Source organism: Desulfoferrobacter suflitae, assembly GCF_022603395.1.
GTDB lineage: Bacteria > Desulfobacterota > Syntrophobacteria > Syntrophobacterales > Syntrophobacteraceae > Desulfoferrobacter > Desulfoferrobacter suflitae.
Window position 1 is genome coordinate 1 of the sequence record NZ_JAIBKA010000020.1, and the last position, 25,427, is coordinate 25,427.

Annotated in this window: 23 protein-coding genes and 1 pseudogene; 15 read left to right on the top strand and 9 right to left on the bottom strand. The window is 54.4% G+C overall.

The window, feature by feature from the left end:
* Positions 1 to 362 precede the first annotated feature (362 nt).
* Positions 363 to 1,274, bottom strand: coding sequence for an NAD(P)/FAD-dependent oxidoreductase (locus tag K1V27_RS21655; RefSeq protein ID WP_258932349.1), 912 nt, complete (start codon positions 1,272 to 1,274; stop codon positions 363 to 365).
* Positions 1,275 to 1,560: 286 nt separating this feature from the next.
* On the opposite strand from K1V27_RS21655, the gene K1V27_RS21660 reads away from it, so the two are divergent.
* From K1V27_RS21660 to K1V27_RS21695, 8 genes are all read left to right on the top strand, one after another.
* Complete coding sequence (locus K1V27_RS21660) at positions 1,561 to 2,058, top strand: (deoxy)nucleoside triphosphate pyrophosphohydrolase (protein ID WP_258932350.1); 498 nt, start codon at positions 1,561 to 1,563, stop codon at positions 2,056 to 2,058.
* 140 nt (positions 2,059 to 2,198) lie between these two features.
* Entirely contained in the window at positions 2,199 to 3,569 is a 1,371-nt protein-coding gene (gene resB / locus K1V27_RS21665; protein ID WP_258932352.1) for a cytochrome c biogenesis protein ResB, read from the top strand.
* Between the two features lie 42 nt (positions 3,570 to 3,611).
* Positions 3,612 to 4,460, top strand: coding sequence for a c-type cytochrome biogenesis protein CcsB (ccsB, locus tag K1V27_RS21670; protein WP_258932353.1), 849 nt, complete (start codon positions 3,612 to 3,614; stop codon positions 4,458 to 4,460).
* 17 nt (positions 4,461 to 4,477) lie between these two features.
* Complete coding sequence (locus tag K1V27_RS21675; protein WP_258932355.1) at positions 4,478 to 4,672, top strand: Sec-independent protein translocase subunit TatA/TatB; 195 nt, start codon at positions 4,478 to 4,480, stop codon at positions 4,670 to 4,672.
* A 225-nt stretch (positions 4,673 to 4,897) separates the two neighbouring features.
* Positions 4,898 to 5,275 (top strand): Sec-independent protein translocase protein TatB, encoded by a 378-nt coding sequence (tatB, locus tag K1V27_RS21680; RefSeq protein ID WP_258932357.1) that lies wholly within the window; start codon positions 4,898 to 4,900, stop codon positions 5,273 to 5,275.
* Between the two features lie 142 nt (positions 5,276 to 5,417).
* Positions 5,418 to 6,188 (top strand): twin-arginine translocase subunit TatC, encoded by a 771-nt coding sequence (gene tatC, locus K1V27_RS21685; RefSeq protein WP_258932358.1) that lies wholly within the window; start codon positions 5,418 to 5,420, stop codon positions 6,186 to 6,188.
* Between the two features lie 53 nt (positions 6,189 to 6,241).
* Entirely contained in the window at positions 6,242 to 6,895 is a 654-nt protein-coding gene (locus tag K1V27_RS21690) for an XTP/dITP diphosphatase (RefSeq protein ID WP_258932360.1), read from the top strand.
* Between the two features lie 53 nt (positions 6,896 to 6,948).
* Positions 6,949 to 7,473, top strand: coding sequence for a cobalamin-dependent protein (locus K1V27_RS21695; RefSeq protein ID WP_337833355.1), 525 nt, complete (start codon positions 6,949 to 6,951; stop codon positions 7,471 to 7,473).
* Here the strand turns inward: K1V27_RS21695 and K1V27_RS21700 are convergent.
* The gene (locus K1V27_RS21700; protein WP_258932362.1) at positions 7,464 to 7,892 is read right to left on the bottom strand and encodes an iron-sulfur cluster assembly scaffold protein; all 429 of its coding nucleotides are present in this window, start codon (positions 7,890 to 7,892) and stop codon (positions 7,464 to 7,466) included. The genes K1V27_RS21695 and K1V27_RS21700 overlap by 10 nt on opposite strands.
* Before the next feature lie 202 nt (positions 7,893 to 8,094).
* On the opposite strand from K1V27_RS21700, the gene K1V27_RS21705 reads away from it, so the two are divergent.
* Complete coding sequence (locus tag K1V27_RS21705; protein ID WP_258932363.1) at positions 8,095 to 8,640, top strand: hypothetical protein; 546 nt, start codon at positions 8,095 to 8,097, stop codon at positions 8,638 to 8,640.
* A gap of 57 nt (positions 8,641 to 8,697) precedes the next feature.
* On the opposite strand, the gene K1V27_RS21710 is transcribed toward K1V27_RS21705, so the two are convergent.
* Complete coding sequence (locus K1V27_RS21710) at positions 8,698 to 9,141, bottom strand: NfeD family protein (protein WP_258932364.1); 444 nt, start codon at positions 9,139 to 9,141, stop codon at positions 8,698 to 8,700.
* A 276-nt stretch (positions 9,142 to 9,417) separates the two neighbouring features.
* On the opposite strand from K1V27_RS21710, the gene K1V27_RS21715 reads away from it, so the two are divergent.
* The 4 genes from K1V27_RS21715 to K1V27_RS21730 all read left to right on the top strand — a co-directional run bounded on the left by K1V27_RS21715 (position 9,418) and on the right by K1V27_RS21730 (position 12,971).
* Positions 9,418 to 10,545: an ATP-binding cassette domain-containing protein gene (locus K1V27_RS21715; RefSeq protein WP_258932365.1), complete on the top strand. Its 1,128-nt coding sequence runs from the start codon at positions 9,418 to 9,420 to the stop codon at positions 10,543 to 10,545.
* A 22-nt stretch (positions 10,546 to 10,567) separates the two neighbouring features.
* Positions 10,568 to 11,236, top strand: coding sequence for an ABC transporter permease (locus K1V27_RS21720; RefSeq protein WP_258932366.1), 669 nt, complete (start codon positions 10,568 to 10,570; stop codon positions 11,234 to 11,236).
* On the top strand, positions 11,233 to 11,976 hold the full coding sequence (locus K1V27_RS21725) for an ABC transporter permease (protein ID WP_258932367.1): 744 nt from the start codon (positions 11,233 to 11,235) through the stop codon (positions 11,974 to 11,976). Before K1V27_RS21720 ends, K1V27_RS21725 begins: the two co-directional genes overlap by 4 nt.
* Positions 11,977 to 12,047: 71 nt before the next feature.
* On the top strand, positions 12,048 to 12,971 hold the full coding sequence (locus K1V27_RS21730; protein ID WP_258932368.1) for an ABC transporter substrate-binding protein: 924 nt from the start codon (positions 12,048 to 12,050) through the stop codon (positions 12,969 to 12,971).
* Positions 12,972 to 13,236: 265 nt separating this feature from the next.
* On the opposite strand, the gene K1V27_RS21735 is transcribed toward K1V27_RS21730, so the two are convergent.
* The gene (locus K1V27_RS21735; RefSeq protein ID WP_258932369.1) at positions 13,237 to 14,796 is read right to left on the bottom strand and encodes a glycerol-3-phosphate dehydrogenase/oxidase; all 1,560 of its coding nucleotides are present in this window, start codon (positions 14,794 to 14,796) and stop codon (positions 13,237 to 13,239) included.
* A 92-nt stretch (positions 14,797 to 14,888) separates the two neighbouring features.
* A pseudogene (locus K1V27_RS23075) lies at positions 14,889 to 15,389 on the bottom strand (ISAs1 family transposase); the annotation flags it as partial.
* Between the two features lie 628 nt (positions 15,390 to 16,017).
* Between K1V27_RS23075 and K1V27_RS23215 the strand changes: the two are divergent.
* Positions 16,018 to 17,469: a CAP family protein gene (locus K1V27_RS23215; RefSeq protein WP_258932371.1), complete on the top strand. Its 1,452-nt coding sequence runs from the start codon at positions 16,018 to 16,020 to the stop codon at positions 17,467 to 17,469.
* A 529-nt stretch (positions 17,470 to 17,998) separates the two neighbouring features.
* Here the strand turns inward: K1V27_RS23215 and K1V27_RS21745 are convergent.
* The 4 genes from K1V27_RS21745 to K1V27_RS21760 form a co-directional block, all read right to left on the bottom strand.
* Positions 17,999 to 18,745, bottom strand: coding sequence for an SAM-dependent methyltransferase (locus K1V27_RS21745; RefSeq protein WP_258932373.1), 747 nt, complete (start codon positions 18,743 to 18,745; stop codon positions 17,999 to 18,001).
* A gap of 179 nt (positions 18,746 to 18,924) precedes the next feature.
* Positions 18,925 to 20,547, bottom strand: coding sequence for a LamG domain-containing protein (locus K1V27_RS21750; RefSeq protein ID WP_258932374.1), 1,623 nt, complete (start codon positions 20,545 to 20,547; stop codon positions 18,925 to 18,927).
* 1,239 nt (positions 20,548 to 21,786) lie between these two features.
* Positions 21,787 to 23,952, bottom strand: coding sequence for an L-lactate dehydrogenase (quinone) large subunit LdhH (ldhH, locus tag K1V27_RS21755; protein ID WP_258932375.1), 2,166 nt, complete (start codon positions 23,950 to 23,952; stop codon positions 21,787 to 21,789).
* A 65-nt stretch (positions 23,953 to 24,017) separates the two neighbouring features.
* Entirely contained in the window at positions 24,018 to 24,584 is a 567-nt protein-coding gene (locus tag K1V27_RS21760; RefSeq protein ID WP_258932376.1) for a LutC/YkgG family protein, read from the bottom strand.
* A gap of 205 nt (positions 24,585 to 24,789) precedes the next feature.
* Here K1V27_RS21760 and K1V27_RS21765 point away from each other — a divergent pair, with 205 nt between their 5' ends.
* Positions 24,790 to 24,954: a hypothetical protein gene (locus tag K1V27_RS21765; RefSeq protein ID WP_258932377.1), complete on the top strand. Its 165-nt coding sequence runs from the start codon at positions 24,790 to 24,792 to the stop codon at positions 24,952 to 24,954.
* Positions 24,955 to 25,427 lie beyond the last annotated feature (473 nt).

The window sequence follows — 25,427 nt, forward strand, 5'->3', positions numbered from 1 at the left end:
GGCTGTTTGCTTTCGGCCTCAATCGACAAAGAAAGGTTGTTTATCCTACCTGCCCAATCTTTGTCAACCACTTTTTTACCCGCCTTCACTTTTTTTTCGAGCGGGCCGTACGTTCCAGCACTCCTCGCTGAGCACCCGGTCGGGCTTTGATTTTGCCTCTCCGCTCAGCGAGCTTTTCCTTATAGCGATTTACTTTTGGGCTGTCAACCATTTTTTCACCAGCCTTTGCATTTTCAACAAAGCCACTGGCGCACAACCCTGGATCCGCTCAGAGGAAAGGCGATCATATGCATTTTTGCCGGCATGTCAAGCCCTATTTCAACGTATGTATCCCACTTGATGTCTTTCGGCTTTTCCTGCGTTCAGCTGGAACTCTGTCGTCTGGCATAGGCGGCTGCCTCCAACCCGGCCACGCAACCCTCACCCACCGCTTTGGCCATCTGCCATGGAGGTCCTGTGATATCACCCGCCGCATACACGCCGGGGACGTTGGTCTCCTGCTTTTTGTTGGCGGCAACATAGCGCATGGATTCCGTATCCAACCCGACCCCCAGCGCAGTTGCCAACTCCAGAGCCCCCTTGGCCCCCAGCTCGATAAAGACACCGGAGCTCTCTATCCTCTGATCGTTATCGAGCACCACCGCTTCCACTTCCCGGCTCCCCACTATGGACTTTACCGAGCGGCCTGGATGCTTGATGATAGCGCTTGCTTCAACCTGATTGCGCAAATGATCCGCTACCGCCAAATCCCCATAGACCAGGTGTACACTGCCGGCAATCATAAGCATACTCAACGCACCCGAACATGCAGCGCTTTCATTGCCGACCACCACGACCTCCTGATCTCTGAAAAAATTGCCGTCGCAATCCACACAATAGCTCACCCCTTTCCCCAGCAGTTCCTTTTCTCCCGGGACATTGAGGCGATTGCGCGCCACCCCCATGGCCAAAACGAGAGACCATGACGTAAGCGTGTCACCCGATTCCATGGTGACAATAAAACGGTTGTCCGCTCCCTGTTCGAGGCGCAGCACATCGGATTCATAGAACTCGGCTCCGAATCTCGCTGCCTGCTGTCTGCCCTGATCCAATATCTCAGCGCCCTTCAGAGTGTTGTCCAAGCAACAATAATTTTCTATGTGGGCTTGATACAATGAACTCCTTTGGGCGCGCCCCAGCACCGCCACGTCGACCTTGGTGCGAGCGGCGTGAACCGCCGCCTGCAAGCCGGCAGGGCCACTTCCCAAGACTATCACACCGTACTCCTTAACCATTTTGTCTATCCTTTCTTTTCGATCTTTATTCCACGGCAAGGCAACTCCCCCTTGCCCATTCACAACCCCGCGACTCAAAAGATAAGCAGTGTGCGGTGCTAAGTCAGATATGAACAGGAATTGCGTGCTTCGACGTTTTTGCTGAATCAGGTGGTGCTCATGTCGAAAGCCGGCTTTGATCCAATGGAACCTTGGTCCTGCGTTTGCGAGAAAGAACCTCGGATGATTCGCCCCCATGGTGTGGAATTTCGGGGCAGCACGAAACACCGAAAAATGGAGTTTCCAGATGGAAACAAGCTATGAAAAGGGTATTATGGAAAAGAAAAGAGTATTGCACAGTACCAATCCCAAAGGATCTAAGGCAATGCAGGCAGCGCGTCTTCACCTGCCCAATCTCCAGGTTACCGCCGCTCTCATAGTGGCCGGCGATCGTCTTTTTGTGGGACAACGTCCGCCAGGCAAAAAATTTGCCCTGCAGTGGGAATTTCCCGGGGGCAAGGTCGAGTCAGGTGAGACGCTGAAGGAATCGTTGGTCAGGGAGATCAAAGAAGAACTTTGCTGGGGTGTCACTGTCGGAAGCCTATTCCAACATCTGCGCCACAGCTACTCGGATTTCACCATTGATCTTTTTGCCTACTGGTGCACCGTCACGAGAGGAAAGCTTTGCTTGAGGGAGCACGTAGCTTACCGTTGGGCCTCCCTCGAAGATCTCCACAAGTTCGACTTCACGACAGCCGACCGGCAACTCATAGAACACCTGCAAAGGATCGAGAAGCTTCCATGACATGATCCACACCCCATCCAAAATAACAGATCAATGCTTCAATTTCTTGCAGCCCTTTTCTCTCCCTTGCCGGCAGTCCCTGCAAAGGGTTAATAAAAGCATGAAATTTTTTCGGCAACCCAGTGAAAGGCATGATACCAATGCAGCAAAAATCCGGACTTGGTCAATACCTCTACCAGTCTTTTGCATCCATGAAATTGAGCGTTTTTATTTTTTTGACTCTGGCAGCCTGTTCCCTTGTCGGAACGCTGCTCCCTCAGGGAACCACTCAGCACGAGTTGCATACGCGATACAGCCCGGGCGTTGCCCGGATCATCGATACCCTTGGGTTAAACGATCTCTATCACACCACCTGGTTTCGTCTTCTGTTGGTCTTGCTGACTGTAAACCTGGTCGTCTGCACCTTGCGGCGCCTGCCCAAAACGCTCAGGCAACTCAGCCAACGCGACGAAAGTATCACGCCTGATAAGCTCACCAAATTCGCCTATCACTGCGAGATTCGATCGCCTTTGCCGCGTGACCAGGTGGAAGCAAAAGTCACCTCCATCATCTCTCATAATTTTGGCACCCTCAGAAGATCAGACCATTCGGAAGCCTTTGCCGGCATTGTGGAGGTGGGCCGCTGGAGCCGCTGGATGGTCTATGTGGTGCATCTGAGCGTGCTTCTGGTCCTGGTGGGAGCATTGATCGGCTCACTCCTTGGATTCCGCGGGTATATGAATATCGTCGAAGGCGGTGCATCCCGGGATGTGCGCTTGTACCGGGGAAACAACACGGTCACATTGCCTTTCGAGGTGCGCTGCAACAGTTTTCAAGTCTCTTTTTACGATACCGGGGCGCCCAAAGAATATCGCTCGGATTTGACCATTGTTGATGACGGCAAGGATGCCCTCACACGGTCAATCATAGTGAACGATCCACTCAGCTACGCTGGAGTGACTCTCTACCAGTCTTCCTATGGGGCTGTTTTGAAACGGGCCCAAGTGGAGTTCCGAAACACCGACACGGGCAAATCGTCCACCCTGACGCTGCAGTTTGGGGAAGCCGCGGTAATTCCCGACACCACGGATCGAGTGCAGATGGTGGACTACCAGAAAAATATGGGACAATTCGGGCCTGCTGTGGGCATCGCCCTGGTCAGAGAGGGTGAGCAGCCCAAAGGGTCCTGGATCCTGGTGAACCTGCCGCAATTCCACGGCAACAAGATTCAAAATTACCAGATCCAGGTGTTAAAAACCGAGGATGGCTACTACACTGGATTGCAGGTCAAAAAAGATCCCGGGGTATGGGTGGTATACACCGGATTTATGGCAATGCTGGTGGGCATCGGTATGACCTTCTACACCAGTCACCGCAAGCTGTGGGTCTGGGCAGACACCGCCAATCCGGGAAAAAATTCCACCCGGATTCTCATGGCGGGCAAGACCAGCAAGAATCCCGTTGCATTTGAAAGAGAGTTCAATGAATTGCGTGAACGGCTGGAAAACGACCTCAAGTCTAGAGTGACATAAGAAACAAGGATACTTAAAGGATATTTAAGGACAGTCAAGACTATGAACAGCTCCCTTCTGCTCAGTATCACAACCTTTGCCTATCTGGTGTGCGCTATCTTTTATCTGTCGGGGGTCATTTTTCGCCACAGACCCCTGTTGATAGCGGGTGGATTCGCCGGCTTGGGCACCCTGCTGATCCAGACCGCCGGCATCCTGCTGCGCTGGAAAGAATCCTATGATCTGGGATACGGCCACGCACCCCTGTCTAACCTATATGAATCGTTGGTTTTTGCCGCCTGGGCCATCATGCTCATCTACCTGATCTTTGAATACAAGACCAAACAGCACGCCATGGGCGTGTTTCCGTCCATCTTTTCATTTCTCGCGATGGCCTATGCTTCTTTTTCAACGCAAATCGACTCCAAGATCCAGCCCCTCGTGCCGGCGCTCAAAAGCAACTGGCTGATCGCGCACGTAGTCGCCTGTTTTCTTGGTTATGCAGCCTTTGCAGTCGCCGCCGGAGTCAGTGTATTATACCTCGCGCGCAAGGCCTCTCCCGCGAATCCCCATCCTAAAGGGATGCTGGCTCTCATCCCCGAGTCACGGCAATTGGATGAGTTCAACTACCAGCTCATTCTGTTTGGGTTTCTCTGGTTGTCGCTGGGGATCATCACCGGTTCGGTTTGGGCCAACTCCGCCTGGGGAAGCTACTGGAGCTGGGACCCCAAGGAGACATGGTCGCTCATTACCTGGCTGATTTATGCTGCCTTGCTGCATTCGCGCAGCGTTCAGGGCTGGCGGGGCAGGAAGGTGGCGTGGCTATCCTTGGTGGGTTTCGTTTGCGTGTTGTTCACCTATTTTGGAGTGAATTTCTTATTGAGCGGTTTGCACAGCTATGCAACTCAATGAGACCGCAGGGGGGCGTTATGTTTGGGCTGGGCATATGGGAATTGCTCATTATTCTGGTCCTGTTCATCTTCTTCTATGGCGGCAAAAAGTTGCCGCAAATTGGGGAAGGGCTTGGCAGGATGATCAGCGAATTCAGGAAGTCTTCCAAGGACGACCCGGAAACTCTACCGACCAGAGGAAAGAATGCACCACAACACGAGAAGCGGCCTTGACGGAAAGATCAATCGGGTCAGGCATGCAGGAACTTATCGAAACCTGAATTCGGCAATTTTATGACCGGGGTCATCCACCGCGGGTTGATTTTGTTAATGCTCTTTTCCTGGCAAACTATGTTGTGTTAGAGTTTTAGGAGAGACGGCAATTCGACGACCAGAGTCAAGGGGCATCGCAGGGTTCTAAGATGCAGGATTGGCTCACAATCAGGAGTATAACATTCCATGTTTGGTATCGGTTTTCCGGAGCTGCTTTTGATCATGGCTATTGCGCTGATCGTCGTTGGTCCAAGCAAACTTCCCGACTTGGCGCGCGCTTTGGGACGCGGTTATGCAGAATTTCGTAAAGCGACCCACGAGCTCAAAGAAACCTTTGATCAGGACGATACCGTCCGAGAAATCAAACAGGAATTCCGTTCTGCGCAGCACGAACTCAAGTCTCAAGTCGATTCATGGCAGCATTTGAAGGAAGCGAACACCCCATCGCAGCCCGAACCATCGGGAGGTGAAGTACAAACCGAAGGCTCTGAACAGATTGCATCGAGCCAGGCTGGCAGCGAGCAGAACGATTCCGGGAACAAGAAGTCTGCAGATGTACCATGATCCTGCGCGATCACGAGGAATTCCCACGGCTTGTCCATCACCAGCAGGCGCGTGGGTTGTGACCTATTGCGTAGAACCTGAAGGACTTTGAAGTGACCACCTCGACAGCCGCGGGAAGAAACAGAGAGTAGGAAAGAGACGCATGCCCGAAGAGAAGATGCCCTTCACACAGCACCTGGAAGAATTGCGCAAGAGACTCATCATATCAGCCATAGCAGTCGCAGTCGGTTTTGTCGTCAGCTACTTCTTCAAAGAGAGAATCTTCGAATGGCTGATGCGGCCCTTGCTGCAGGTTCTCCCGGAAGGCGAAAGCCAGAAGCTCATCTACACCGCACCCCATGAGGCTTTTGTAACTTACCTCAAGGTATCCTTTATCGCCGGCGTCGGATTGGCCTCTCCCGTGATCATCCTGCAAATGTGGCGCTTCATCGCACCCGGGCTTTATGACAATGAAAGACGCTATCTGGTCCCCGTTGTGTTTTTTTCCACCCTGTTTTTTGTGGGTGGTGCAATGTTTGGGTATTTCATCGTATTTCCCTTTGGGTTTCAGTTTTTCGTTTCCTTTGCTAACGACTTCATCACGCCCATGATCAGCACCCGAGAGTTCACCTCATTTGCCACGCGACTGCTGCTCGCCTTTGGACTGGTCTTCGAAATGCCCGTTTTCGCTTTTTTTCTTGCCAAAATAGGACTATTGCATGCCCAGTTCATGAGGAAGCAACGCAAGTATGCCATATTGCTCATTTTTATTTCTGCTGCGGTGCTCACACCACCGGATGTTGTTTCCCAATTGCTGATGGCCTTGCCGCTTTTGGTGCTCTACGAAATCAGCGTGTGGATCGTGGCAATCTTCGGCAAAAAGGGAAAGGCTGAAGAAGCGTTGAAAGAGGGACAACCGAACTCGGTTGGTTAGAATCCGGGCGAGTGATCGATCGCTCGAAACTCTGAAGAAAGGAACGGCAGTCAATGGGACCTCCGATACTTGTGGTAGCAACTCGAAATCGTGGTAAATCAGCTGAGATACGTGAATTTCTTGCCGACTTTTCAATAGAGATAAAGGACCTCAATGACTTTGGCCCTCTGCCTGAGGTTGCAGAAGACGGCGCAACATTCGAGGAAAATGCCTACAAAAAAGCGAGCTTTATCGCCAAAATATTGGGGCTGCCGGCACTGGCCGACGATTCGGGGCTCGAAGTTGAATGCCTTGGCGGCAGGCCCGGCATCCATTCCGCCCGTTACGCAGGCCCCAAAGCCAGTGACAGCGAAAACAACGCCAAGTTGTTGCAGGAATTGTCCGGACAAACCAATCGCAAAGCGCGCTTTTGCTGTGTCCTCTCCCTGGCCGTGCCAACCGGTCCGGCTCTGACCTATGAGGCCACCTGTGACGGGGTCATTCTGGAGGGTCCGCGGGGCAACAACGGCTTCGGCTACGATCCGATTTTTCTGTATCCACCCAGGAACAAGACCTTTGCAGAAATGAGTCGCGACGAAAAAGCGCAGGTGAGCCATCGCGGCAAGGCCCTTCGAGAATTTCGCGATGAATTTGAAAAGGTGCTTATTTGGCTGGGAAAAAGGCAGGAAGAAGAGCGCCTGCTGCGGGGCGACTACATGTGCGATTGAAAGCGGAATAATCGCTCTCAGGCACGCGATGTAAAAGGGGCACACCGTCCGTGATGGAACCTTCCGGTGATGCGCTGCGACAGCGATTGCAGGATCTGCTGCGAACCTGGCAAACCTCGGGAGTTCCACCCCGGTGGGAACTGATGTATACTCTACAGTCTCTGCTGGTGTGGAAGAAGAAGAGGAAACTTGCGGGACTCTGGAATCCACCGCCTTTGCTGCTGACGGCCACCTTGGACGACGGCTGGGGGCACGGCTTGGAGGTCATTGAAGCCTGTGGGCGCACTGCCGGTTTGCGGGTCGAACGTGTGGGGTTGATGCAAAGCGCCGAAGATATCATTTTGCGCTGCCTCGACCTGCGACCTCAGTTGCTTGGTCTCACCGTTTTGCAATTTGATTCGGAGCCGCCCTTGCGACAGATCACCGAGGCCCTCGGCGCAGGCACGCGCGTCCTGGCGGGTGGACCCATATTCCAGATTGACCGGGAGCTTGCGGCACGCACGGGTGTCCACCACGTGGCAAAGAATGTCGCCGATTTCTTGAGTATCATCCTCCATCTGAATTTTTCTTATTCATAGGTTTGGTAAAATTTTTTCCACGGATTTCTATGCTTTTGTTGACAGTCGGCCAATGCCAGAAAGAGGGTTTCGGCGGCCAGTTGAGCACAATGGAATTCCTTTGGCGGGAGCGTCTCGAGATAGTCGGCGATCGTCTCAGGAGTGACCTGCCAGGCTTCTTCAATGCTTGCTCCCTCGACCAGAGAAATCACAGCATTGGCGCAAGCCACCGAATAGATGCACCCATTGGTTTCAAAAGAGGCATGAACAATCTTGCCATGCCGCACTGTTAGAAAAAATTCAATGGTGTCTCCGCATTCTCGCGTACGCTTCCCGTAACCATCAGGGGTTTTCAACACTTGGCGGCGGTCGCTCCGCAGCGCCATTTCCAGGAACCTTATGGAATGCCGCCGCCAGAAATCCAAACTTTCTTGATCCATCTGCTCCCTCGTTCAAACTGGGCCATTGCAATACCGCCACGCCCCTGCTCGCTCCAACAGCGGCTCGGAGCCCCGCTTCCTTCATATCCATCCAGTTGATTTTACGCAAGTTATGATTAATATTCAAAAGCACAAGAGCAGCTACGCATATCGATGACATCAGACCAATTCTAACCTGTTGGATGGGAAGGATTGCAGCAAAATGAAAAAATATCGCACCATTTCAGGATTTCGCAGCATGATGCTTATGGTCTTGCTGGCAACAACCTTCGCCACGTGGGGCTGTGCCACCACACTGCTCACGCCCAATTACAGTGGGCTCAATATCAAGCCTGGCTTCCAAATCCCAATGGCTTCCGAAGGAACCCACTCGGCCTTTTATCAGTCGGATGACCTTGCCATCCACTATCAGTACACAAAGAGCGGCGACAGCCTGACGATCGCCGGCACGGTCAGCTTCTCCAGCGGAACCATGATGAATTTCAACTACGTCGACTACTTCAATCTGGCCCTGCTGATAGCCGACGCTGATGGAAAAATCTTGTCCAACCATCCGCTGGTGAGCGCCAGTTGGGTCAACTTGACGACATCGAACAGGCAGGTCCGGTTCAGCAGAAGCTTCAATATCTCTCCCGGCGCGGCTCTAATGGCCTTCACCTATACCGGTCAGGCGTCCGAAGGGGGCAGCGACGGGGGCGAGAACGGGGGTGGCAATACCCAGTTCTGGGAATACCCGATCGTAAAATAAGCCGGTCGGGCCTGGAATTTGATCCCCTGTGATGCGCATAGGTGCTTTTCTTCAGGCTCACCTCTTGAATCCCGACCGTGTCGTTCCAGGGGAACGGTCCGCCCGTGCCGGCGGATCAGCGATCACCTCTAAAGTCAAACCTCGAGCATCTTGAACGATCAAAGGCCGGCCGGGCTCAACTGGAGCTGAGCCTTGTGCCACCCGAGCACGCCAGAGTTCTCCTCGCACCCAGGCATATCCCTCCGGATCCAGACGATCCCGAGCAATTCCCTTTTCTCCTATCATCGGATGACTTTTAGAGGGACGACCTTCGTACGCCCGCCGCAGCAACGGATACAACAGGATATCCTTAAGTATCCAGAAAACGATGAGAATTCCGGTGAGCATGCGCGAAATTCCAAACCATTTTCTCAGCAGGACAAGGATTATCACCAGAAGCGCCAGGTCCGGAATCTGAAGGAGGATATATTTCGCTAGAGTGCGACTGTTCGTCGGTTTCACTGTGCCCTTTTCTCCAATCCTCTGAATGCCTGATTTGGTGCAACAACCATACCCTGATCCCTTTGCGTTGCCCTATTGGAATATGCGTTCTTTACAACGCATGAAATTTTTCTTAGACTAATAATTGGTGTTCGAACTAGTGTCCACAAACAGATGGTCCCAGTCAACTGAGGACTGCCTATTATTCTCCGAGATCACCGCGACATACGATCAACATGCCGGATCTTCGGACGATGGGTAACATCAAAGAGTAGCGTCACACATCGAGGACAAACCATGATCGAGTATGCAAACGTCACCAAGGTTTTCGGTTCCGGACCGAATGTGGTTACGGCCGTAAACGACGTGACCTTCAAAATTGAAAAAGGACATGTAGTTGCTTTTTTGGGACCCTCGGGCTGCGGCAAGACGACCCTGCTGCGTCTCACCAACAGACTCATTCCTCTGACCCGCGGCAAAATCACCGTCAACGGCCGCGACATCTTGTCTGAAGATGCGGTCAAGCTGCGCCAGTCCATGGGCTATGCGATCCAGGCCATCGGGCTGTTCCCCAATAAAACGATTTATGAGAATATTGCCACGGTGCCGCGTTTGCTCGGCTGGAAGGAAGACAAGATTCGTGAGCGGGCGGATGAACTCCTCACTATGCTGAGATTGGAGCCGGGAATCTTTCGCGATCGCTATCCGGCAGAACTTTCCGGCGGGCAGCAACAGCGCGTCGGGGTAGCCCGCAGCCTGGCTGCAGATCCAGAAATCGTTCTCATGGACGAGCCCTTCGGAGCAATCGACCCGATCAACAGGGAAGAAATCCAAAATGAGTTTCTCAGGATCCAAAACGAGCTGAAAAAAACCATAGCGTTTGTGACCCACGATATTCACGAAGCCATTAAAGTGGGTGACGAGATAGCCATTTTTCAGGGCGGCAAATTGATCCAGTACGACACTCCCGAAGCCATACTCACACGTCCCAAGAACAAATACATCGCCGATTTCGTCGGTGCCGATCGTGCCCTGAAAGTGTTGGGGCTGCTGCGCACCAAGGATGCCATGAACACCAACCCGAGAAACATCGTGAAGGGATCCTGCGACGCGCAGGAGGTTTTGAAATTCCTCGAGGAGAAGGGGCTCAAGCACGCCATTGTCGTCGAGAACAACAAGCCTCTCGGCTATGTGACACCGAAGCTGGTCAAGCATGAAAACGGGCCGGTGCGCAACGCGGTGGACACTTATCCCCGGTTCATTCAGCGCTACGACACCCTGCGGGACGTCATGTCCACCATGCTCATGCAAGATATGCAAACCCTTTGTGTGGTCGACGATAATGGAGATTTTATCGGCACCATTTCGCTGAAAAATATTCAGAGCTCCATCCTGGATGCCTACACCGACGAAGAAGATAGTTAGAAACGAGCCGTAAAGGACGAACATGAATGTCTTCGACTTTATCTACAAGAATGCTGGAGAGTGCTGGCTGTTGACGTTTGAGCATATCTGGATTGTGTCCCTGGCACTATTTTTGGCCATTCTCCTTGGAGTGCCCATTGGTATTGCCGTCACGCGCAGCGAACAGGCCGCCAGAAGGGTCATCAATGCAGCGAATGTGCTCATGACGGTACCCTCCATTGCCCTGTTCGGTATCCTGCTGCCGCTCCTCTCACTGATCAATCAGGGTCTGGGAAAAGTTCCCGCCGTCATGGCACTGGTTCTCTACAGTCAGTTGCCCATCATTAGAAACACCTACACGGCCATCAAAAATGTTCCTCCCGAGATAGTCGACGCCGGGCGCGGACTCGGCATGAGCGGCTGGAAGAGGCTGAAAGAAATCGAAATTCCGCTGGCTGTTCCGGTCATCATTGCAGGTCTCAGAACCGCAGCGGTCATGAACATCGGTATTGCCGCCATTGCCGCATACATCGGGGCCGGCGGCCTGGGTGTGCTGATTCAGCAGGGCATCGCCAGGGTGTACGGCGAAATGATCGTGGCGGGTGCGATTCTCGTTTCGCTCCTGGCCATCTTTGTTGATGCCGGCATGGCACTGTTGGAGCGCCTTTTGACACCAAAGGGAATCAAAATTGGAAGGGAACTCGGGCGATGAGTAATGCTTTTGGGAAAGCCTATCGGTTCTCCATAGTGGTGCTGTTGATAGCGGCCGGTATCGCGCTGGAACGGTTCGGCGTCATCACCTACCTGTCCGACCCGTACGAACTCAACTATCTGTTGACCTTGCTCACTCAGCACGTCTGGATGGTGTTCGTGAGCATGTCGCTGGCCACAATCCTTGGCTTGGCCGTGGGCATCATTTTTACCCGTCCCCGCTACAAAAAGTATGCGGGCATTGTGATGTACATTGTAGGGTTAGGGCAGACCATTCCATCTCTGGCCGTCATAGCCCTGGCCATGAGCTTCCTTGGAATCGGCTTCAAACCCGCCATCTTTGCCCTGTTTGTCTATTCGGTTCTGCCCGTGGCGCGCAACACCCTGGCCGGCATCACAGCGGTGCCGGGCTGGATAATCGATGCGGCCAAGGGCATGGGAATGCCCAATGGACGTATCCTCTTTCAAATCGAGCTGCCCAATGCCATGAAGGTAATCATCACGGGCTTTCGCATATCACTGGTCATCAACATCGGCACGGCGGCCCTGGCGTTCCTCATTGGTGCCGGAGGACTGGGCGAGCTCATCTTTGTAGGGATTGATTTGATGAGACCCGATCAGCTCCTGGCTGGAGCTATCCCCGTTACCCTCCTGGCGCTTTTTGCAGATTATCTGGTCGAACTGCTGGGACTCGTGGTTATTCCACGCGGGCTGCGGATACAGGAAGAACTGGGGAAATGACGCGACGTTTTTTACGGGAAGGAATGTCGCCTGTGCAAATTCCATCAACATTCAAACAACGGAGGTGAATTATGAAAGTGATGACAAAAACGTGGTGTTGCATGCTGGCCGTTGTCATGCTTCTCGCTTTGCTCGCCATGCCCGGAAGCTCCGCCGCGCAGGAGAAAAAAGTCGTGGTGGGGGGAAAGAACTTTACGGAACAATACATCCTGCCGGAACTTGCGAAGGATCTCCTGGAAAAGAACGGCTTCACGGTGGACCTTAAAACCGGAGTCGGTTCGGTGGTGGCACGCCAGTCGCTGGAGAACGGCCAGATCGATCTTTACTACGAATATACGGGCACCGCCTACACGGTGTACTACAAACAAGATGACCGCGCCGTCATGACGGACCCGCAAAAGGTGTACCAGTGGGTGCGCGATGAGGATGCCAAAAAGGGGCTCGTGTGGCTTCAGCCCGTAAAGTTTAACAACACCTACACGTTGATGATGCGCAAGCAGCAGGCGGACGAATTGGGCATCAAGTCCATCAGTGACCTCAGCAAGCACCTGAACGAAGATCCCGACAAGCTCGTGATCGGAGTCAATGCCGAATTTTGGGAACGCCCCGACGGCTTTAAGCCACTCATGAAATACTACGATTTCAGAGTCCCGTACGACAAGATCAAGAAAATGGATTCCGGTCTGGTTTATAAGGCTCTGAAGGACAAGAACGTGGATGTTTCCATGGGGTTTGCCACGGACGGCAGGATTGCTGCCTTCGACTTCGTGACGCTGCAGGACGATAAGAGCTATTTCCCTGATTACAGTCCGGCTCCCGTCGTGCGCAAGGAAATCCTCGACAAGTATCCCGACATCGCCGCGGTGTTGCAACCCATCGCAGAGAATCTTACCACCGAACAGATGCAACTGCTCAACGCTGCGGTGGACGTCGATCACAAGGATGTCAGCGCGGTGGCCAAAGAATGGCTGGAAGGCCAGGGATTTCTGCAATAAGCATCACTCACCAGGCGGCCGAACGGGAACCGGCCGTCACGGTGACAGAGCAACGCACAGCCGCCTGTAAAGAACGCCATTTGCGTATGTTTTTTAGCATAAACCCATGCTCACCCTCGCCTGGATTGCCACCCAGAGATTGCCCGGATGGCGGTCCGTGCGCGGTTACCGCAACCGTTGGAAGCGACCGACTGTTCAGGTGGCCGGCCCCGGCTCCTGCAATTTCTCCGGGGCCGGCCAACCGTCGATTTGCCACGCCCACTGCTCACACCAGCAGATATCCCTTCGCCAGATTACCGTAGGCGTTCACCTGAGACGCGCACCAAGCGTCGTCATAGCTCAATTCCTGTGCCATTAATCGGGCCACCTCCGGCGCCATCTCAATGCTTGCCCGTGCATCCAGAAAAAGAGCCCGGGTGCGGCGCGCCAGAACGTCTTCGACCGTTCGGGCCATCTCTTCGCGCACCGCCCAAACCACTTCCGCCTTGATGTAGGGCAGGCTTTCATGCAATTTGCGCCCAAGCTCAGGATCGGCCTTCACGATCTTCTTGATGTATACGGAATCGGTACCGTGGTAATGCAGCGGATCTTCCCGATCGAAGTTTTTAAGCCAGCCATGGATACGCAGGTTTTTGGTCAGACACCCGCGATCATCCAGGCCGGCCACCAGCAGCGCATGGTTCACCGTCTCTTCAGCCATCTTGCGGTAGGTTGTCCATTTGCCGCCGGTGATGGTCACCAGACCCGATTCGGACACAACCAGATAGTGATCCCGCGAAATGGCAGCGGTGCTTTTACCCTCACCGGCTCTGACCAACGGCCTCAAGCCGGCGAACACGCTCTTCACATCCTGCCGGGTCGGATCTTTGGTGAGATAGAGAGCCGCATGATCCAGGATGAATTTGATTTCTTCATCGAGGGCACGCGGTTCCAAACTGATCTCAGAAACCGGCGTGTCCGTGGTGCCCACCACCACTTTATCGTGCCACGGAACTGCAAAAAGCACCCGGCCGTCGGCGGTCTGTGGCACCATAACGGCATTCTCGCCCGGCAGAAAATCTTTATCCAGAATCAGGTGCACTCCCTGACTGGGAGAAATGATTCGTGGCGCCCGGGGGTTTTCCAGCTGCAGTAGAGCATCGGTGAAAACCCCGGTGGCGTTGACCACCACCCGGCCGTTGATCTGGTACTCCTTGCCGCTTTCCATATCCCTGGCGATGACACCGTCGATCATCTCTCCCGATTTGATGAAGCCCGTCACCTGAATGTAATTGATTGGAGCTCCGCCATGTTCCACCATGGTTTGCGCCAGATGGATGGCCAGTCGTGCATCGTCGAACTGCCCGTCAAAATAGATGACTCCGCCGCGCAGCTCCCGGGATTCCAGGGTCGGGATGTGCTGCAGCGTTTCTCCTTTGGAAAGCCGCCGCGAGGGGCCCAGTCCCAATCTGCCGGCCAGCAGATCATAAACCTTCATTCCTGCCCCATAGAACGGGCCGTCCCACCACACATAGTTGGGTACAACGAAAGCCTGGTGGCTCACCAGGTGCGGAGCATTCTGCATCAACAGGCCCCTTTCATGCAGCGCTTCGAGCACCAGCGAAATGTTTCCCTGGCGCAAATAGCGCACTCCGCCGTGCACCAGCTTGGTGCTGCGGCTCGAGGTCCCTTTGGAAAAATCGTGCTGTTCCAGCAAAACCGTCCTGTATCCCCTTGAAGCGGCATCCACACCGACCCCGAGACCGGTCGCTCCGCCGCCGATCACAATGAAGTCCCAGGGGCCGTCGTGCTGCTCGATACTCTGCAGCATTGCCCGTCGATTCATGCACGTTTTCCTCTATTGTTTTCTTGAATCAACTCTTCAGCCGCGCAACAGGCTGTAACCCCAGCAATACATTACGCCATCCCGCCAGGTTTTCAGCCACAGTCCGGTAAAAATATGGCGCTGTGCCATTTGCCCGCTGGATTATGGCTTAAAGAGTACCAAAATGACAGCATATGTATGCGTTCACCCCCCACAAAAAATTTGTTCTCCTCACGGAAACCTTTGCATATTCGGCTCCGATCTTCATCGTAGCTCCAATCGAGAATGTAGTGGCGACTATTCTCGATACTCCAATGGCCGCGGTTGGCTGCAAGAATCCTTCGTGCGTCAGCTTGTTGTGGAGATTGGCTGGTGATGCCGTAAACTGTTTCACAAGACAACTTACCGATCCTCTTATCTATGCATTGACGCTCAATAACGAAAGCTTGTGCAACGTGGGGAAGATCTAGATAGTCGCTGAGCTCGATGGTAACCCAGATTTTGCGGGTTTCGATTCGCCCGTGATCGGCAGCAGATACATCATCGGTGTAAAGTGGCTGCCGGCGGTTGTCAAAGAAGAGCTGTATGTCAGCAAACAGTGTGGGTTGGTTTCCCTTTACGGTAAGGTGATGTGAGCCTCACGCATCTGCGCCAGGTAATCGGCGAATGCGCGTTGAGTTATATTCGTCAAGGTTGAAATCCTTTAATTTGAAGAACCTCCGCTTAACTGCAGGAACAGTATGCTGCCGCGATCATGCCATCGGCGTGAGTGAATGCCGCTCCCACAAGAAGAAGCTTTTTATCCTCAATGAGTATAGTCGGAAAGAATTAACGACGGAGATTTTTCCAAGTCAATCACCCGTGCAATGGCGGCCTGTGTCGGAGCGTTTTCCAGGCTGCAGGGTTGCCGTCCGGGATCAATCGCAGTCCAATGCGGCATCCCGCAGGATTTTTGAGCACTAATTTTTCAGTTGACCGGAAGAAAAGTCTTAGTATACCATCGGCTTGGCTGAAGTGGGTATCTATCCAACGTGGAGGCGGGTTTTTGGAATTCAGCCTTCGCCGGTGTGCCGCCCGCGACTTTCCTAACAAAAACTATCAATATTACATTTCACAAAAGCAATTATTATTGCAGCTTCTTCTCCAGATCGGCTCGTCTTTCAGTTCCTGTGGCTTCTGCGCAATGCTTTCATATGCGTTGAAATCAAACAACGCTTTTAACGAAGAAGGAGGCAGCAGAAAATGGAAAAGCATCAAAAATATATTTTGATGGCAATGGTTATGCTGGTTTTCATGAGCGTGTTTGGTATCTTAGGTGAAAAAGCATCATGTGCCACTCAAGCGGAGATCGAGCAGTGGCTACAGGCACACAACTATTACCGAGCCCTGCATGGATCACCGGCCGTGACATGGTCCGACACCGTAGCGGCGAGCGCTCAGGCATGGGCTGACACATGCCCGTCCGTCCATTCTTCATCAGGCTACGGGGAGAACCTCGCTTGGGCCTCTTACGCTCTTACCCCTCAAGGTGCGGTGGATTTATGGTACGCGGAAGAGCCCCTATACGATTACAACAATCCCGGATTTAGTATGGCGACAGGTCATTTTACCCAGGTTGTCTGGAAGAGTACCACGCAAATAGGATGCGGGTGCAAGACTGGATGCACCAGCCCATCACCTTATTGTGCCTGCGTTTGCCAATATAATCCGCCTGGTAATGTTTTTGGCCAATTTGCAGAAAACGTACTCCCCCCGTCCACTACACCCGTGCCCGGAGCGCCGTCGCTCTCATCGCCGGCCAACGGAGCCACGGTTTCCACAACCTCCATCACCTTCTCCTGGACTACGCCAACCGGCAGCCCCACCCAGTATCAGCTCCAGGTCAGCACCAGTTCCTCATTCTCTTCCACCGTTTATGACAGCTCTGCCATAACCGACACCTCATGGACCTTGAGCGGCTTTCCCAACACCGGAACCACCTACTACTGGCGGGTGAGGGCCTATAACAGCTCCGGTTGGGGACCTTGGTCCGGCACACGCAGCTTCATCAACGGCAGCTCCACTTCGGTGCCCGGAGCGCCGTCGCTCTCATCGCCGGCCAACGGAGCCACGGTTTCCACAACCTCCATCACCTTCTCCTGGACTACGCCAACCGGCAGCCCCACCCAGTATCAGCTCCAGGTCAGCACCAGTTCCTCATTCTCTTCCACGCTTTATGACAGCTCTACCATAACTGTCACCTCGTGGACCTTGAGCGGCTTTCCCAACACCGGAACCACCTACTACTGGCGGGTGAGGGCCTATAACAGCTCCGGTTGGGGACCCTGGTCCGGCACCAGCAGCTTCGTCAATGGAACCGTGCCTGCCGCGCCCACCCTGGTCTCACCAGCCAATCACGCCGTGTTGTCCGACCCTTCCGTGACCTTCACGTGGAATGCCTGCGCCTACGCCACCAAGTACTGGTTGGCTGTCAGTACTAGCTCCACCTTTGCCGAAGACACCAGGTTGTATTATGGTAACGTTGGCAACGTAACGGCCTATACGCTCAAGCTCCCCGAGGATGGCAAGACCTACTATTGGATGGTTACTGCGGGTAACAACGCGGGTTGGGGCCCCTGGTCCTATTACAGAACTCTGACAGCGCCCGATGACTTCCCATGGATTCTGTTTTATCCTGCCATGATAGGACATTGAGGCAAAGGGAGGCTTTAGGGACTTCATCCAGTCGGGTCGAACGACCATATGCCGCTGTCCCCGACAAACCCTTTGACGGAGGTGCATCGAGGGGCCGGCAAGATCACTCGATCTCTCCAGGGAGGCACACGGGCTCAAGTCCAAAGGAAATTTTACACAGGTGCCACGATTCGCCCCTGGATAACTCAGGGCGAACGGATGTGAAGCCCCCTTGATAACGCTATACCCGTTAATCTTTCTTATAAATGTGCCTTCGGATGAAGCTCCACCTTGCCGTAGGAGCGGCATCCCGCCGCGACCACGCCATCGGCGTGACTGTGTGATTGGTGATCCGGGACGTCCTTAACTCATTAACCTACAAATTGCAGCAACACTCTTTCGCTGTTCTGGCACGACTGCTGGTGTTTACCAATGATTACTCCATGGCAGCAAAAGGGATATTGATCCAGTTGATCCAAATCCGCCAGTTAATAAGTTAAGGGTGTCCCATTAGTTCCCTCACTTTCTGAGTCGCCCGGTAAACCCCTCATCACCGCGTCATCAGCGCGAACACGCCCCAGCCCAGATATTCACGCGTGTAAGCGGCGTAGCGCTCGGGTTCCGAGGTTAGTTTGGCTCGAACATCTTTGGCGAACTCGTCGTCGGGATTGGCTTCAAGCCATCGGCGCATGGTGAGCCACTTGGCCGCCTCGTATCTGTCCCAGCTGTCTTGATCTGCCAAAACCATTTCCACGACATCGTAGCCGAGGTGGCCGAAAGACGCGAGAAGTTCTGGAAGCAGGACAAAGTCGGAGATTGAGCCGGCAAGACACCCTCTGGCAACATCTTCCGCCGGCGGTAACTGCCGCCAGTAGGGTTCGCCGATGAGGATGATCCCTCCGGGGCGGAGGCTCCGGGCCAGAAGCTCGATAGTGCCTGCGACGTCCCCGCCGATCCAAGTGGCACCGAGACAGGCTGCGACATCGGCCTTCTCGTCAGAGACGAAACCGGCAGCATCGCCATGGATAAACTTGACTTGATCGGCGACACCGAGTTCTTCAGCGCGGAGTTTCGCTTGCTCGGTGAACAACCGGCTCATGTCTATGCCGGTGCCGATCACTCGGTAATCGCGTGCCCAGGTGCACAGCATCTCCCCCGAACCGCTGCCGAGGTCAAGCACTCGGGCTCCCGTTTCCAGACGCAGCGCCGCGCCCAGAGTGGCGAGCTTTTCGGGTGTGAACGGGTTGTGGATGCGGTGAGCACTTTCGGTGATGTTGAAAATCCGTGGAATATCCAATGCAGAAAATCTCCTCAGGGGTGTGAATAGATTCTGTCACTGCCCAACCACCAAGGATAGATCGTGAGATCGAAGCGATCCACAATCTTATCCCGTCGTTGGACGAGCCCGTCTGGTACCGGAATTTAACTAATTCAAGAACGTCCCTTTTCGCACCATTCATTCAACAGTATTGGGCCCTATTTCTGCTCGGTAAGGAGGAGAAGAAGCAAGGGTGAAATGTCGGTCGGAAGGCTGGTAGGCTTCATCCCAGCACCCGAGGTAATCCAGTTCGAAGAGGTTCCGTTCAGGCTGAAGTTGCCCAAGGTCCCGTGCAGCATGTTCGCCGTCCGGTCGTACAGCGTAGTCACGCCCGTATTGTCGCCTCCTGCCACGCCCTGATCGAACCGGTAATAGGCGGCCAGTCCGGTCGAAGTTTCATCCACCGTTGACCCCCTGTTTGCAATGATCTGCTCCCGGGTGCGCGCGACGCTCCAGATACGCACCTCATCGATAGCCCCGTTGAACGGCCTGCCATAATCCGAGCCGATCTTCATCGGATCGCTGTTCGCGACCACGGTTATTGCACTGCCCGTCAGCCCCTGTTCCACGCCGTTTATGTACACACGCCGGGTCCCGTTGTCATTGACCGCGGCCACGTGATGCCAGACACCGACCTGAAGCACTCCCCCCGTGGTCTCCATGCCGTCAAAGTTGATGCCGTCGAAGCTCCCGTTCATGCCCAGTCGGAGCGTGTACCCGTTGGCTTCCACGGAATGGTACTTAGAGACGATTCCACCGAGCCAGGTGAAAGCCTCGGGTTTAATCCACGCTTCGATGGTATAACTGGTCGCGAAGTCGAGGGAATTTGCGTCCTGAACGTGTACGGAATCATCCGTTCCGTCGAAATCGAGGGCATTGCCGGGCATGGTCATGTTTCCCGGCACTCCGAACTGGACCGAGACTGTGCAGTCTGCCATGACCGGACCCGTGGTATAGGTGATGCCGCTGAGCGAACCGCCGCAGCCTGATACACCCGCGATGGTGAAACCGACGTCCGGCGTGACGGTAAAACTCGCAGTTGCTCCTTCATCAACCGTCTGGCTTGAAGGGCTGATGTTGCCGCCGGGCCCGGCGCTTGTGCTCACCTGATAAGATCCTCCCGGAGGAGAAGGAGGACCCGGCGAGAAACTGACCTTCACCTCGCAGTCAGCCGTGACCGGGCCGGTGGTATAGGTGGTGCCGCTAAGCGACCCGCCGCAGCCTGACGCGTCGGCAATGGTGTAACCGGCGTTCGGGGTGACGGTAAAACTCGCGGTTGCTCCTTCATTAACCGTCTGGAATGATGGGCTGATGCTGCCGCCGGGCCCGGCGCTTGTGCTCACCCGATAAGATCCTCCCGGAGGAGGGGGAGGACCCGGCGAAAAACTGACCGTCACCTCGCAGTCAGCCGTGACCGGGCCGGTGGTATAGGTAGTGCCGCTGAGCGACCCGCCGCAGCCTGACGCGCCGTCGATGGTGTAACCGGCGTCCGGGGTAATGGTAAAACTCGCGGTTGCTCCTTCATCAACCGTCTGGAATGATGGGCTGATGCTGCCGCCGGGTCCGGCGCTCGTGCTCACCAGATAAGACTCTCCTGGAGGCGGATCAGGGTCCTCACTGAAGTCGCAGCTCTTAATGCTCTCCTCAAGGGCGAGACTGATCTCTGCCTCGGAGATCCCGTTCGCAATAGCGGCCTCCTCTACCACCTCGCGGTCTACGCCGGCACAAAAGAGCGCCTTGAGCGTGTTGTGTACGCTGTAGGTAGATGGATTGGAGGTCACGAGCCCGAGGATATCTTGGGGCCTGACGTCATTGTCCAGCGCGCCTTGAACGGCGTCTAAGACGCCGTAATTTACATAGTCGTGGTAGAAAGTGTCAGTCCAGGCTGCCGGCGCCGACGCGGGAAAAAGCAGGAGAAGAAGCATGACCAAAAGTGCTTGTTTCATGGATATCCTCCAACATGGATTATGCTGTGGGATAACATAGTTGGATCTGTTCCTCCGTGACAGGATCAACGGTCGAACAGAAACGTCCGTAGCTACACAGCCGTCTCCCCCCGGTAACCTTGCCGCAGGCTGTGGAGGTCCCTTTGCAGACGGCAGGAGCTCTTACCTTATAGATACTCAGCAATTCTCGCATGAGAGTAGTATGTTGGAGCACTGATCAGGATTTGGATATTATTCGATCTGATGTGGCCTTTCAATACCTGCACCCCCCTCTCCGCGCGGATCTTTCGGATGGTGTCGCGCACTCTCAGCGCACGTCATGGCGCAGGTCTCCGTAACTGTACTTCGTCTTCCCCACGAAGTAGTACTTCGAGTCAGTGACAGTATGGGACCCGCAATGATACCGCTCCTTGTCCATGTCTCTCTCCCCCGGTTGGCGGAAGAGAGTATACTGGTAAAGCACATGTCCTTGAAAGAACATGCGCCAAGGGCTTCTCCGCTCGATGGTAAAGGGAATCTTCTGAAACTGGAACCTCTATGCCCGTTGTCTCTGCTTTGCGCACATACCGATACGCTTGACTTCTGGAAATGGCAATTGGCTCCGCCCGTGCCGCAACTGCCTTTGCCATGGAATTGCGTTCCTTGACCAATCCCAGCGCAGCGTTGATGGCCTGCGATGTATCTTCATTGCATCTGATCTGTCAATTTTTAACATCAACATAAGCATATTTGGTGCCATGTCAAGCTTCGTTCTCAGCCCCAAAGGGAATAACCCTATTGAATTCGAGAGGGATTAGGGGATTAGGGGGACGTTCCCATGAAATTATGCGTTTCTTTGGTTTGTTGAATTTGGTAGGGTATTTTTATGACACGGCGAGCGCGTATCGATGCACCTGGAGCCATTTTCATTTTCCGAGAAAGTCGCAAAAAGAAACCACCTGCCCGATTCCAGCTTAAAGACCTCGACCGTCTCGGCCACGGGATCGATAAGCCGGATATGCCCCACCCCGTGCTGTGTGTAGATGAATTTCCCGGCAAAAGCTTACCGGCCGGGCTTTCCCAGGAAGCGAGAAGCTACCTTTTCAGATTTTCGGCAACCACGTCGGCAATGTGCTTTACCTTGACTTTCCCGGCTGCTCTTTTGTCCATCCCTCCGCGAAGCTGCAGGACACAGCCCGGACAGTCCGTCACCAGGACTCCGGCTCCGGTCGCTTCGACATTATCCAGCTTGCGTTTGAGAAGTTCTGCCGAGAGCTCGGGGAAGTCTATGGAAAAGGACCCTCCAAAGCCGCAGCAAACCTCTTCGTCCTTGGCCGGAACATAATCCAGGCCCGCCGTCTTCATGAGGTCACGGGGTTCCTTCGTCACGTGCAGTCCCCTGCACAGGTGGCACGGTGAGTGGTACGCCACCTTTTTATGGCTTTCAACAAACTTTTCCGGGGCGACTTTGAGAACGTTCTGCATAAAGGAACTGAAATCGATGATTTTATCCCTCAACTGCTGCACCTTCACCGGCAAATCGGCCTCATCGGCCAGCAGCTTGGCGTAGTTTTCCTTCATATGCGACCCACAGGAAGCACACAGGGTGAGAACCCAATCGTAATTCGCCGGATCTATCGCCTTCAAGTTCTGAACGGCCACCTCCCTTGCCGTTTCATTCTCTCCCATCATCTTTGCGGGGAGCCCGCAGCAGGTCTGTTGCATGGGATATTCAAGCTGCACGTCATGTTCCCGGGTAAGCTTCAGGAGCGCCTCGGCCTGTTCCGGATACACGAAATCCACGAGACACCCGCCAAAAAGCGCCACGCGGTAGCGCGGCTTTGGCAGGCGGGGGTTAATGTGTTCCCAGATGTCTCTCAAGGGGTTCTTGGCAACGACGGGGAGACTGCGAAACCGGTGCTCTTTGGAGAAAAAGAGGGGCAGATGCCGAATGAGATCTCCCCCGCCGGCCAAAGGCTTCTGAGCCAGACGAGCCCGACGCAAAAGGAAATGAAACAGACGCCGGTCCTTGAGAACCCTGCTGAGAAGCACATTCTTGACCGGCTTCTTACCTTCCACCTCGAGCACAGCACGATAGACCTCCTTGATGAGATGGGGAAGGTCAATCCCGGTGGGGCAGACCGATTTGCACGCCTGGCAGTTGAGGCAGTTTTTAATGATGGCCCGGGCATTTTCGCGCCCATGGTAGAAGTAGGTCAATATGAGCCCGATGGCTCCAATGTAGACGTGGCCGTAATTGTGCCCCCCCACCAGCTTGTAGATGGGGCAGACGTTGGCGCAGGCACCGCAGCGGATGCAGCGCAGGGTCTGGGAAAAGACAGGGTCTTTGGCCAGGGCCAGCCGCCCGTTGTCGAGGAAGACGACGTGCATTTCCTTGCGTCCGTCGGGACCGGGAGCGCATTCGTTGGCGCCCGTGATCCACGTCACATAGGTGGAAATGGCCTGCCCGGTGGCATTGCGGGGAAGAGCCCTCAAGATGCGCAGGGCCGATTTGAGGTCGCAAATGAGTTTGTCAAAGCCCACCAGGGCCACGTGCACGCGCGGCAGGGTTGTCACCAGCCGCCCGTTTCCTTCGTTGGTCACCAGGCCGAGGGTGCCTGTTTCAGCGATGGCGAAGTTGGCACCTGTGATGCCCATGTCCGCTTCCAAATAAGCCTGGCGCAGTTCACGGCGGGCCACTTTCACCATGCCGTCGATGTCGTCGGGGTCCTGGTGTTCGCCCGTCACCCTGGTGAAGAGCTCCGCCACCTGCTTCCGAGAAAGGTGAATGGCGGGCATCACCATGTGCGAAGGGCCTTCATGGCGCAGCTGAATGATCCATTCCCCCAGGTCGGTTTCTGTGATTTGGTACCCCGCTTTTTCCAGGTGAGTATTGAGGAAGGTCTCCTCCGCCGTCATGGACTTACCCTTGACGATCTTTCGGACCCCGTTGGCCCTGGCGATGGAGGAGATGATTTCATTGGCTTCGGTGGCCGTGTGAGCCGCATGGACGGTGACGCCCGCGGCCTCCGCCCGGACTTTGAACAGGGCAAAGAGCTCTTCGAGGCAGGGAATGGAGGCATCCTTACCCGCGGCAATTTCCTGAATGAGACCTTCCAGGTCTATCCCTTCAAACGCCTTGGCCCTGGAGGTTTTGTAAGCTGTCGCAAAGTTGTCCAGCGTGGTTCCCAGGAATTCATTTTCTAAGGCCTTCTTGAGTTGACCTCGGTATTCCTTCACACTGTGGGGCGTGGTGATCATATTGTATTCTCCTTGCAGTCAGAAGGTTCCGACGGCCGCGGCAGCGCACCTACAAACCGGCGGAATCAGGCTTGATCCCCATCGAGAATGAGGATGTGTAATTCCTGGGGACCGTGGACTCCGATGGTGAGCTCACGTTCAATATCCGCCGTGCGGCTGGCTCCACTGATGAATGCCAAATAGCTGGGGGCTGATTTCATCTCGCCTTTCAGTTCATTTTCAAGGGCCATGGCATTCGGTTTGATGCGCGCAGCGGGCAGGACCGCCACGTGGATTTCGCTCAACATGGTGGCGATGCGCAGGTCCTCGCAGCTCGATTCCTGGACGATGGTCGCCGTCTCGGCAATGCCGTAATCGGCAACGGTGAAGCCCGTGTGCAGTTTACCGATTTCCGCCCGGAGGCTCTCTTTGACCAGCGCCACCCCGTTTTGTTCACATAAAGCCCGAAACGCCGCAAAAGCGGAAGCATCCTGCCTGCCCAACCCCGGCGCAGCCAGAACCGTTCCTCCCTGTTTGCGCGTGATGTCGATGGCATACCGGAAGGCTTCCTCGATAGACCCGACTTCGGAGACAACGCTCTGGACCGCTTGCGCCTTCTCCTTCATCATTTCTTTCAAATCTTGCTTTGGCATGGATTGTTTCCTCTCCCTCTCCAAACATTCCAAACAGGGTGGCGACTTCGCCGCAGCACAATCACCGGACATTGTCAGACTACCTCTGAACCAGACACACACGGCACAGAGAAAGACTTTCAAATGAAATCCGCGTGCTCTCCGTATCACTGACAAGGTCATCCCAAAAATACCTGAAAACACAATATCATTATAAAACAGGCCCATGATTCCAACCACCCTTGCACAGAGAAGCAGGGGAGCCGAGTTGCTGCGGATGCTCATCCCCTCGACGCCCGCCGGGCCGACCCTGGCCGAAGTCGTTCAGGGCGGCGGCGAGGGCCAAACCGGGGGGCATTTTCCAGACGAGCACGCCTGCGAAGGCGGTTAATGGAGACTTCCACAACCTGTTTTGCATGGGTGCTCATTCCCAACCATTTTCATCTGCTTGTTCGAGCAAAAACCGTTTCCGACTTCAACGAGCTCGATCACTTTCCTTATTGCGGGCATAGTCGGCTGATGGGAAGAATAGATGATGGTTGGCGGGATAGCGAGGCATTGTTGGTTCTTTTCGCTGAGAACAAAAGCAGTGCCAAAACCAGGTATAGGGACTTCGTGAGAAGCGGGTTATCGATGGGCAAGAGGCCCGAGTGACCGGCGGCGATCTGGTTCGAAGTGCCGGAGGGTGGAGTGCTATATGCGACGTACCGGAGGAGAGAATCAGAACTTCTGGTAAAGAACCGAAATGTGTTAAGGCTCGAAGTGTTGCGGCTTACTGGGCAAGGAGGGAATTGTGCATGGCCGGCACCGAGGTGGGAAGGCAATTGGGATTGTCACAGCCGGCAGTCAGTAGGTCCGTTCGGA